This window comes from Delftia sp. ZNC0008, from assembly GCF_000799035.1.
Classification (GTDB): Bacteria; Pseudomonadota; Gammaproteobacteria; order Burkholderiales; family Burkholderiaceae_C; genus Comamonas; species Comamonas tsuruhatensis.
In genome coordinates, this window is record NZ_JTKZ01000885.1 from 1 (window position 1) to 10,001 (window position 10,001).

Below are 10,001 nucleotides of genomic sequence, written 5' to 3' on the forward strand. Positions count from 1 at the left end.
GTCCATGTTGTACATGAACTGGCGCAGGATGCGGGTCTTTTGCAGGATCTCGGGAGCCAGCAGCAGTTCTTCGCGGCGCGTGCCGCTCTTGTTGAGTTCGATGGCGGGGAACACGCGCTTTTCGTAGAGGCGGCGGTTCAGGGCCAGTTCGCTGTTGCCCGTGCCCTTGAACTCTTCGAAGATCACTTCGTCCATGCGGCTGCCGGTATCGACCAGGGCCGTGGCGATGATGGTCAGCGAGCCGCCTTCTTCCACATTGCGCGCCGCGCCGAAAAAGCGCTTGGGGCGCTGCAGCGCGTTGGAGTCCACGCCGCCCGACAGCACCTTGCCCGACGAGGGCACGACGTTGTTGTAGGCGCGGGCCAGGCGGGTGATGGAGTCCAGCAGGATGACCACGTCCTTCTTGAGTTCGACCAGGCGCTTGGCGCGCTCGATCACCATCTCGGCCACGTGCACGTGGCGCGTGGCGGGCTCGTCGAAGGTGGAGGCGATGATCTCGCCCTTGACCGAACGCTGCATCTCGGTCACTTCCTCGGGGCGCTCATCGACCAGCAGCACCATCAGGTGAACGTCGGGATGGTTGGCCGTGATGGCGTGGGCGATGCTCTGCATCATCATGGTCTTGCCGCTCTTGGGCGGCGCGACGATCAGCGCGCGCTGGCCGCGGCCGATGGGGGCGATGATGTCGATGATGCGGCCGGTGATGTTCTCCTCGCCCTTGATCTCGCGCTCCAGGCGCAGCTGCTGGGTGGGGAACAGGGGGGTCAGATTCTCGAACAGCACCTTGTGCTTGTTCTGCTCGGGCGAGCCGCCATTGACGGAGTCGAGCTTGGTCAGGGCAAAGTAGCGCTCGCCATCCTTGGGCGTGCGCACTTCGCCTTCGATCATGTCGCCGGTGTGCAGGTTGAAGCGGCGGACCTGGCTGGGCGAGATGTAGATGTCGTCGGTGCTGGCCGTGTAGCTGGTGTCGGGGCTGCGCAGGAAGCCGAAACCATCCGGCAGGATTTCCAGCACGCCGTCGGCGAACACTTGTTCCCCGGCCTTGGCGCGCTTTTTGATGATGGCGAACATCAACTCTTGCTTGCGCATGCGACCGACGTTTTCGATCTCAAGCGCTTCGGCCTGCTTCAGGACTTCAGACACGTGCAGTGCCTTGAGTTCATTAAGGTGCATGGAGAGACTCCAGAACGGAGTGGAAAGAAACCAGGGGGAGGCGTTGAGCCAAGCGAAACACTGTGGAAGTGGGCTGGCTTGCCTGAGGGTCTCAGCGCGGCCTTCGATGCATAAGGCCGGTGATGAAGGGCATTATGACAGGAAAAAATCCGCAGGTCATAGGGAAATTTGCGCTGGCGCAGGGTTTGTGCGCCAGTGCGATGCGGTGCAGCGGTCGGCGCCGGGCCGCATGTTTGGCTGCCCCGGTGTAGGGGGCAGCCAGGAGAATCAGGCCAGGTGCTGGTCCAGGAAAGCAGACAGCTGTGCCTTGTTGAGGGCGCCGACCTTGGTGGCAGCCAGCTGGCCGTCCTTGAACAGCATCAGCGTGGGGATGCCGCGGATGCCGAACTTGGCCGGGATCTCGCGGTTCTCGTCCACATTCATCTTGGCGATGGACAGCTTGTCCTTGTAGGTCTGGGCTGCTTCGTCGAGGATGGGGGCGATCATCTTGCAGGGACCGCACCATTCGGCCCAGTAATCGACCAGCACCGTGGAGCCGGGTTGCAAGACGTCAGCTTCAAAGCTTGCGTCGGAGATGTGTTTGATCAGTTCGCTGGCCATGGGTGATGTCCTTGATTTTTCGCAATGAGGAAGGCGCAGGAAAATCCGCACCGCGAAATGATTGTGACAGAAACCTATCACCTGCTGCACCGTATGGGCGGTAGCTGGATGCTATGACTGTCATAGCTGTTTACGGGGCGGCAGCAGGGCTGCGGGGTCATCGGGAATTAGTGGCGCCTGCGCGCAGGACGGCCTGCGGCAGGGTATTCTGCGCGCCCGCGCTGCAGGCATATGAGTCTGCCGGCAGCGCAAAGTTGAATGCGAGCTTGGAATGGGAACTGATGTGATGGATGCTTTTGAACACAGCGCGGCGGCGCGCACGATGGACTGCGATGTGGCGGTGATCGGCGCGGGGCCTGCGGGCCTGATGGCGGCCGAAGGGCTGGCTAGCAAGGGGCTGACTGTCCATGTGTTCGAGGCCAAGTCCTCCGCAGGACGCAAGTTCCTCATGGCCGGCAAGGGCGGGCTCAACCTGACCCATTCCGAAAACCTGCCCGCCTTTGTCTCCCGCTATGGCGAGCGCAGTGCCGAGGTCTCGCGCTGGCTGGAGCTGCTGCCCCCGGATCAGCTGCGTGCCTGGGCCGGCGAGCTGGGCGTGGAAACCTTTGTGGGCAGTTCGGGCCGCGTATTCCCCAAGGACATGAAGGCTGCGCCCTTGCTGCGTGCCTGGCTGGTGCGTCTGCAGACCCAGGGCGTGGTCCTGCACACGCGCCACCGCTGGCTGGGTTGGGAGGATGGCGATGCGCTGGGCTTTGATACCCCCGAAGGGCGGCTGCAGGTGCACGCGAAGGCCGTGGTGCTGGCGCTGGGCGGCGGCAGCTGGGCGCGGCTGGGCTCGGATGGCGCCTGGATGCCCTGGCTGGAGCAGCGCGGCGTGGAAGTCGCTGCGTTGAAGCCCTCCAACTGCGGGTTCGATGTGGGCCTGGGCGGTGCGGCGCCGGGCGGGCAGATCGATCGCAGGGAATTCATGGCCGAGCTGCTGGGGGCCAGCCCCCAGCCTGCGCGCGGCTGGAGCCCCTATTTCACCGAGCGCTTTGCCGGCCAGCCTTTCAAGTCGGTGGCGCTGTCCTTTGATGATGGCCGGGGCAACGTTTTCTCGCGCAAGGGCGAATTCGTGGCCACGACCACGGGCGTGGAGGGCAGCCTGATCTATGCCGTCTCTGCCGCGCTGCGCGAAGCCATTGCGCGCGACGGGCATGCCACCGTCCATCTCGACCTGCTGCCCCAGTTGACACCCGAGCGCGTGCTGGCGGAGGTGCGCCATCCGCGTGGCTCACGCAGCCTGGCCAGCCATCTGAAGGGGCGCCTGGGCCTGGACGGCATCAAGGCCGCCGTGCTGCATGAGGTGCTGGGCAAGGACGGCGTGGCCGATCCCGCGCGGCTGGCCCAGGCCATCAAGGCCCTGCCCATCACCTTGGTGGCGGCCCGGCCCATCGATGAGGCCATCAGCACCGCAGGTGGCGTGCGGCTGCAGGCGCTGGATGCCAATGGCATGTGCGTGGCTGCGCCCGGCGTTTTCTGTGCCGGCGAAATGCTGGACTGGGAGGCTCCCACGGGTGGCTACCTGCTGACGGCATGCATGGCCAGCGGCGTGCACGCGGCACAGGGCGTTGCCCGCTATCTGAAGGTGGATGGCGAGACGCGTTGAGGAGAGAAGGGGCCGCTGCGGGCGTGGACGGGGCAGGCGCCCGCAGGGCCTGCTGTTCAATGGAAGGTGACGAGCCTTGCCCTCGGCACTGGTTTCACGGTTAGGGCTGCTTGGTTCCCCACCTGACCCGGTTGGCCGCTTCCCCATGCGAGGAGGCCCGTCACTCTCGATTATAGGGGCAAACACCGGGCTGCCCGGGCGACAAGGCCGGCCAAACCCGGGGCGCACCGGGCGAGGGTGCTCAGCCCCGTAGAATCGCGGGATGTCTTATCTTGTGCTGGCCCGCAAATACCGCCCCCGCAATTTCTCTGAAATGGTGGGGCAGGAGCATGTCGTTCAGGCGCTCACCAATGCCCTGACGCAGCAGCGCCTGCACCATGCCTATCTGTTCACCGGCACGCGCGGCGTGGGCAAGACCACGGTCTCGCGCATTCTGGCCAAGTCGCTCAACTGCCAGGGCGCTGATGGCCAGGGCGGCATCACGGCAACGCCCTGCGGCGTCTGTGCGGCCTGTACCGAAATCGACAGCGGCCGCTTTCCCGATTACACCGAGCTGGACGCCGCCTCCAACCGCGGGGTGGACGAGGTGCAAAGCCTGCTGGAGCAGGCCGTCTACAAGCCGGTGCAGGGACGCTTCAAGGTCTTCATGATCGACGAAGTGCACATGCTCACGAACACGGCCTTCAACGCCATGCTCAAGACGCTGGAGGAGCCACCCGAGTACCTGAAGTTCGTGCTGGCCACCACCGATCCGCAGAAGGTGCCCGTGACCGTGCTCAGCCGCTGCCTGCAGTTCAACCTGCGGCCCATGGCGCCCGAGACCGTGCTGGAGCATCTGGGCCAGGTGCTTGGCCAGGAAGGCGTGGCTTCCGAACCCCAGGCCCTGCGCCTGCTGTCTCGCGCCGCGCGCGGCTCCATGCGCGATGCGCTGTCGCTGACCGACCAGGCCATTGCCTTTGGCAGCGGCCAGCTGCAGGAGTCCATGGTGCGCCAGATGCTGGGCAGCGTGGACCGCAGCCATGTGTTCCGCCTGATCGAGGCACTCGCCCAGGCCGATGGCCAGGTGGTGGTGGAAACCTCCGAGGCGCTGCGCCGCAATGGCCTGTCTGCAGCCTCCACGCTGGAGGAAATGTGCGCCGTGCTGCAACGCATGGCTGTGGCGCAGGCTGTGCCACAGATGGCCGCCGACGCCAGCGATCCGGAGGCCGCTGAAATTGCCCGTCTTGCGCTGCTGATGCCGCGTGATGAAACCCAGTTGCTCTACAGCATCTGCCTGCACGGCCGGGCCGAACTGGGCCTGGCGCCCGACGAGTACGCGGCGCTGACCATGGCGCTGCTGCGGCTGCTGGCGTTCAAGCCGCAATCTGCAGAGCCCGCCACGGGCGCGGCTGAAAAAAAAACTCCAGCGCTGACCCCCTCCACGGCGAAGCCTGAATCTCCCGCGCCCGTTGCGCAGACGCGGCCCGCACAGCCCGCTGTGCCCGAGGCTCCCGCTGCCCCAGCCAAGGCGGCCATGCCCGTCCCGGTCGCGCCTCCTGCTCCCGTCGCGCCTGTCGCATCTCCCGTGACCGCTGCGCCCGCCGTGGTCGCTCCCGTGGTGCAAGCCGTTGCGGCTCCAGCGCCTGTTCAGGCGCCCGTGGCCGTGGCCGCAGTTGCCAGGCCGGAACCTGTGCTTGCGCCTGTCCAGGAGGCCAGGCCTTCCGCTGCTCCAGAGCTGAAGCCGGCCGCCGGTGTCGCCCAAGAGCTCCTGGACGAGCCTGTGGATGAGCCCGTGGACGATGTGCAGGAAGACGCAGACTCTTCTGCCGATGAGGCGCCGCAGGCGCAGGATGCCGATGCGCCGGACGAGGGTGCGCCGGACGAGGGTGCCTGGGCCGGGATGCCCGATGAGGGCTGGGCCGACGAAGGCCGCTGGAGCGATGACGGAGATCTGGCCCTGGAGCCGCCTGCCGCTGCCGTGGCACGGCAGTCCGAACCGCAGATCGACACTCAGATCGATGTGCAGGATTTCGCTCCTGAACGTGGCCGCCAGTCCCCGGATGCGCCACCCGCGCCGACCGTGGAGCGCACGGCCGAGGGCGATGTCTGGCACGCTGCCGTCCAGCAACTGGTGCAGGCCGAGGCCGTCACTGCGCTGGCGCGCCAGCTGGCGCTGCAGTCGCAGCTGGTGGCGCGCGAGGGCGATACTTGGACGCTGCGTGTGGAAAGCAGCTCGCTGGCCCAGCCCGCCACGCGCGAGCGCCTGCGTGTGGCGCTGGAGGCTGCCGGCCTGGCCCGGCAGCTGCATGTCGAGCAGGGCGCCGTGGTGGACAGCCCCGCGCGGCGCAATGCGGTGGCCAGCCATGAGCGCCAGCGCATTGCCGAAGACATCGTGATGAATCATTCTTTGGTGCAGACCCTGATCCGCAGCCATGGCGCGAAAATCGTGCCTGGCAGTATCAAGCCCGTATCCATTCAGCCCTGACACGCTCTAGAGCGTTTCGTTTTTACCCTACAGAAGAAGGAACTCACATGTTCAACAAAGGACAACTGGCCGGCCTGATGAAGCAAGCCCAGGCCATGCAGGACAACCTCAAGAAGGCCCAGGATGAACTGGGCAACATCGAGGTGGAAGGCGAGTCCGGCGCGGGCCTGGTGAAGGTGGTCATGACCTGCAAGCACGACGTCAAGCGCATCACCATCGACCCCAGCCTGCTGGCCGAAGACAAGGACATGCTGGAAGACCTGGTGGCTGCCGCCTTCAACGCTGCCGTGCGCAAGGCAGAAGAAACCTCCAACGAAAAGATGGGCAAGCTCACGGCCGGCATGCCCGGCCTGCCGGGCGGCATGAAGTTCCCTTTCTGAGGCTGGCCCCGAGAGGTTGTGCCGAACAGCCGGGAGAGGCCGTGACGGTTTCCCCAGCCACTCAATTGCGTTGAGCGGCCATCGAGCGATCTGCCCTTGCAGGTCGCTTTTTTTCTGAGAATCTTCTTCATTGAAAGGAAGCCGCCATGTCGGATGTGCAATCGCTCGATGGTCTGATCGAAGCCCTGCGCAGGCTCCCGGGCGTGGGCATCAAGTCTGCGCAGCGCATGGCCTTTCACCTGCTGCAGCGCGACCAGGACGGCGCGCGGCAGCTGGCCCGTGCCCTGACCACGGCCGTGGAGTCGGTAAGCCACTGCGAGCGCTGCCATACCTTCACCGAAGGCCGCATCTGCTCCATCTGCCAGGACGAAGGGCGCGACGCGGCCCGGCTGTGCGTGGTGGAGGCGCCTGCCGACATGGGGGCCATGGAACGCACGGGGGCTTACAACGGCTACTACTACGTGCTGATGGGGCGGCTGTCTCCGCTCGACGGCATAGGTCCGCGCGACCTGAATCTGTCATCCCTGCTGGAGCGCGCCGGCGACGGCAAGGTGCAGGAGGTGATCCTGGCCACCAGTTTCACGGCCGAGGGCGAGGCCACGGCCCATGCGATCAGCGAGGCGCTGAAAGCGCGCGGCATCCATGTGACGCGGCTGGCGCGCGGCGTGCCCATCGGCAGCGAACTCGAGTACGTGGACCTGGGTACGATCGCCCATGCGCTGGTGGATCGCCGGTAGTGGTGGAGGCGGCCAGCATTCCTTGTCTTTTCATCAGGAGCCCGTATGCCGACCTCTGTCGTCCTGCCGCCCGGCGGTTTTTCCCTTGCCCATTGGTGCCTGCTGGTGGCGGCCCTGCTGCCGCTGGCCTGCGCCTACATCGCCAAGGCGCCCGGAATGAAGCACCGGCCGGGGCAGCGCGGCTTCGACAACCACGACCCCCGCGCCTGGCTCGCCCAGCAGACCGGCTACCAGGCGCGGGCGAATGCGGCGCAGGCCAACAGTTTCGAGTGCCTGCCGTTCTTCATTGGCGCCTTGCTGGTTGCCTGGCAACTGGGCGCGCCAGCGGCGCGGGTCGATGGCCTTGCCGTGGCCTTCGTGGTGTTGCGCATCGCCTACATCGCCTTCTATGTGATGGACCGCGCCACGCTGCGCAGTCTGGCCTGGGCCCTGGCCCTGGTGGTGAATCTGCTGCTGTTTTTCGCAGGCTACCGCTGAGGCCTGCGGCCGCATCCGGCGCCCTCGTCCCGCGCAGGGCCTGCACCACAGGCCCTGCGGTGTTTCACGTACGGGCAAGCACCGATGCTGCGTATGCGGGCTCTGGGCATGATCGTGTTGCACTGCAGCAAAATAACCATCATGTCTTCCCACGTGCTTGATCGCCGAACCTTGTTGAGCCTTCTGGGGCTGGCTCCTCTTTGGTCGCTCCCTGTGCTCGGCTCGGCCGAGCTGCTGACGATTGCCGTGGGCGGCCAGGGCCTGCTGTACTACCTGCCGCTGGTGATTGCGCAGCAGCTGGGTTATTTCGAGGCCGAAGGCCTGGCCGTGCGCATTGAGGACTATCCAGGCGGATCGCAGTCGCTGCAGGCCCTGGAGTCGGGCGCCGCCGATGTCTGCGCGGGCGCCTATGAACACACGCTTCTTGCCCAGCAGCGCGGCAGCCAGCTGCGGGCCTTCGTCGTGCAGGGGCGTGCACCCCAGATCGCGCTGGGCGTGGCTGCGCGCTGGATGCCGCGCTACCAGACGCTGGCCGATCTGCGCGGGCGGCGCGTGGGTGTTTCCTCGCTGGGCGCATCCACGGCCCGGGCCATGCAACTGATGCTGCTGGGCGATGGCCTGGATCCCGCTGCGGTGCAACTGGTGGGCGTGGGCTCTGGGCCCGATGCCATGGAGGCGCTGCGCACCGGGCGTGTGCATGCGCTGTGCCATGCGGACCCGCTGATGAGCGTGCTGGAGGACAAGGGCGCCGTGCGCATCGTGCGGGACCTGCGTGATCTGCGCAGCAGCGCGCAGTTGTACGGCGGCTCCATGCCCTCGGGCACGCTGTATGCGACACAGGCCTTCTTGCGCAGGAACCCGGCCAAGGCCCAGGCGCTCAGCAACGCCATGGTGCGCTCGCTCAAGTGGCTGCAGACTGCCGCGCCCATGGATGTGCTGCGGGCCGTGCCTGCGCCCTATCTGCTGGGCTCCCGGCGCGCCTATCTGTCGGCCTTCGAGCACATGCGCACCACGATTTCGCCCGATGGGATGATGCCCGATGACGGGCCCGCCACGGCCCTGCGTGCGCTGGTCCGGCTCGACCCTGCGCTGGCGCGCGGCGGCATTGACCTGGAGCGCTCGTACACCAACGAATTCGTGCGCCAGTCCCGCCAGCGCTTTCACACCTGAGCCCGGCGGCCGCACGCAAAAAAGCCCGCGAAAGCGGGCTCCGTGACGCGGGTGCCAGAGGGATTCCTCAGCGCTTTTTCACCTTGGATGGCTTGCCTCCGCGCTGTGCCGTGGTGACGGCCGTCTTGGCGTTGCGGCTTTGCGGCTGAACGGCCACCTTGCGTGCGGTTCCCGTGGACTTGGCTGCGCGGGCGTTGCCGCCGCTGCTGGCGCGTACCGGCAGATAGGCCACCAGCGACTGGCCTGCATGCAGCGTGGCCGAGGACTTCAGGTCATTCCAGTCCGCCAGGTTGGACACGCTGACGCCGTAGCGGTTGGCCACGCTGATCAGCGTGTCGCGCTTGCGTGCCTTGATGGTGGTGCGGCGCGTGATGATCTCGGGGGCAAAGCTGATCTGGCCGTTGTCGGCCACGTGGCCGGCCACGTCGGCACGCACGTTGGCGCCGCGCGGCACCATGAGCGCGGAGCCGGCCTTGATCAGCATGCGCGGCGGAATGTTGTTGAGGGCGCGCAGGTCGGACTCGCCCAGGCCCACGCGCTGGGCCGCCTCGGCCACGCTGATGGTGGAGGGCACGGTCCAGACGGTCCAGCTCGCGTACTGGCCTTCGTCGAAGGCCTGCATGTTGCGGCGAAACACCTTGGCGTTGTCCCAGGGCAGCAGGATCTCCGGCGTGCCGGCCGCAAAGATCACCGGCTTGCGAAAGCTGGGATTCAGCGCCTTGAAGTCCTCGGTCGATACGTCGGCCAGCTTGGCCACCAGTTCCACGTCGATGTCGCGGGTGATGGTGACGGTCTGGAAGTAGGGGTGGTTTTCGATCACCGGCAGCTCGGTGTTGAACGCATCGGGGTTGGCCACGATGTTCTTGACGGCCTGCAGCTTGGGCACGTACATGCGGGTCTCGGCCGGCATCTGCAGGTCGGTGTAGCCCGTGGGCAGCCCCAGCTTCTCGTTGCGCTTGATGGCGCGGCCCACGCTGCCTTCGCCCCAGTTGTAGGCGGCCAGGGCCAGGTGCCAGTCGCCGAACATGTCATAGAGCTTTTGCAGGTAGTCCAGCGCGGCGCGCGTGGAGGCCAGCACGTCGCGGCGGTCGTCGCGGAAGGCGTTCTGCTTGAGGTCGAAATAGGTGCCGGTGGCCGGCATGAACTGCCACATGCCGGCCGCCTTGGCGGTGGAGACGGCCTGCGGGTTGAAGGCACTCTCGATATAGGGCAGCAGCGCAAGCTCGGTGGGCATGTTGCGCCGCTCCAGTTCCTCGACGATGTGGAACAGGTATTTGCTGGAGCGCTCGGTCATGCGCTGTATGTAGTCGGGACGGCTGGCGTACCACTGCTCGCGGTCCTTGACCAGATCC

The 10,001-nt window shown here is 66.3% G+C and carries 9 protein-coding genes and 1 other RNA gene; 6 read left to right on the forward strand and 4 right to left on the reverse strand.

The features are described from left to right. Together rho and trxA are read right to left on the reverse strand one after the other, a co-directional pair. Positions 1 to 1,173 (reverse strand): transcription termination factor Rho (gene rho / locus L995_RS28425; protein WP_047474723.1); only part of this gene is annotated, 1,173 nt, incomplete at its 3' end. A 267-nt stretch (positions 1,174 to 1,440) separates the two neighbouring features. Continuing rightward, the gene (gene trxA, locus L995_RS28430; RefSeq protein ID WP_016447450.1) at positions 1,441 to 1,773 is read right to left on the reverse strand and encodes a thioredoxin TrxA; all 333 of its coding nucleotides are present in this window, start codon (positions 1,771 to 1,773) and stop codon (positions 1,441 to 1,443) included. A 271-nt stretch (positions 1,774 to 2,044) separates the two neighbouring features. Between trxA and L995_RS28435 the strand changes: the two genes are divergently transcribed. Further along, on the forward strand, positions 2,045 to 3,421 hold the full coding sequence (locus L995_RS28435) for a TIGR03862 family flavoprotein (protein WP_047474725.1): 1,377 nt from the start codon (positions 2,045 to 2,047) through the stop codon (positions 3,419 to 3,421). Between the two features lie 65 nt (positions 3,422 to 3,486). Here the strand turns inward: L995_RS28435 and ffs are convergent. Beyond that, an RNA gene (ffs, locus tag L995_RS32570) (signal recognition particle sRNA small type) lies at positions 3,487 to 3,583 on the reverse strand. A gap of 100 nt (positions 3,584 to 3,683) precedes the next feature. Here ffs and dnaX point away from each other — a divergent pair. The 5 genes from dnaX to L995_RS28460 all read left to right on the forward strand — a co-directional run bounded on the left by dnaX (position 3,684) and on the right by L995_RS28460 (position 8,649). Continuing rightward, on the forward strand, positions 3,684 to 5,885 hold the full coding sequence (gene dnaX, locus L995_RS28440) for a DNA polymerase III subunit gamma/tau (RefSeq protein ID WP_047474727.1): 2,202 nt from the start codon (positions 3,684 to 3,686) through the stop codon (positions 5,883 to 5,885). A gap of 47 nt (positions 5,886 to 5,932) precedes the next feature. Then, the gene (locus L995_RS28445; protein WP_012206701.1) at positions 5,933 to 6,265 is read left to right on the forward strand and encodes a YbaB/EbfC family nucleoid-associated protein; all 333 of its coding nucleotides are present in this window, start codon (positions 5,933 to 5,935) and stop codon (positions 6,263 to 6,265) included. A 146-nt stretch (positions 6,266 to 6,411) separates the two neighbouring features. After that, positions 6,412 to 7,002 (forward strand): recombination mediator RecR, encoded by a 591-nt coding sequence (gene recR, locus L995_RS28450; RefSeq protein WP_017404532.1) that lies wholly within the window; start codon positions 6,412 to 6,414, stop codon positions 7,000 to 7,002. A gap of 45 nt (positions 7,003 to 7,047) precedes the next feature. Then, positions 7,048 to 7,479 (forward strand): MAPEG family protein, encoded by a 432-nt coding sequence (locus tag L995_RS28455; RefSeq protein ID WP_047474730.1) that lies wholly within the window; start codon positions 7,048 to 7,050, stop codon positions 7,477 to 7,479. 84 nt (positions 7,480 to 7,563) lie between these two features. Further along, entirely contained in the window at positions 7,564 to 8,649 is a 1,086-nt protein-coding gene (locus tag L995_RS28460) for an ABC transporter substrate-binding protein (protein ID WP_016447445.1), read from the forward strand. A gap of 67 nt (positions 8,650 to 8,716) precedes the next feature. On the opposite strand, the gene L995_RS28465 is transcribed toward L995_RS28460, so the two are convergent. Continuing rightward, positions 8,717 to 10,001: transglycosylase SLT domain-containing protein (locus L995_RS28465; protein WP_047474733.1), on the reverse strand; the 1,285-nt coding region annotated here is incomplete at its 5' end.

Excerpts from the sequence above, each read along its gene's own strand:
- trxA (WP_016447450.1), bottom strand. The coding sequence starts at position 1,773 with ATGGCCAGCGAACTGATCAAACACATCTCCGACGCAAGCTTTGAAGCT.
- L995_RS28435 (WP_047474725.1), top strand. The coding sequence starts at position 2,045 with ATGGGAACTGATGTGATGGATGCTTTTGAACACAGCGCGGCGGCGCGC.
- dnaX (WP_047474727.1), top strand. The coding sequence starts at position 3,684 with ATGTCTTATCTTGTGCTGGCCCGCAAATACCGCCCCCGCAATTTCTCT.
- L995_RS28445 (WP_012206701.1), top strand. The coding sequence starts at position 5,933 with ATGTTCAACAAAGGACAACTGGCCGGCCTGATGAAGCAAGCCCAGGCC.
- recR (WP_017404532.1), top strand. The coding sequence starts at position 6,412 with ATGTCGGATGTGCAATCGCTCGATGGTCTGATCGAAGCCCTGCGCAGG.
- L995_RS28455 (WP_047474730.1), top strand. The coding sequence starts at position 7,048 with ATGCCGACCTCTGTCGTCCTGCCGCCCGGCGGTTTTTCCCTTGCCCAT.
- L995_RS28460 (WP_016447445.1), top strand. The coding sequence starts at position 7,564 with ATGCTGCGTATGCGGGCTCTGGGCATGATCGTGTTGCACTGCAGCAAA.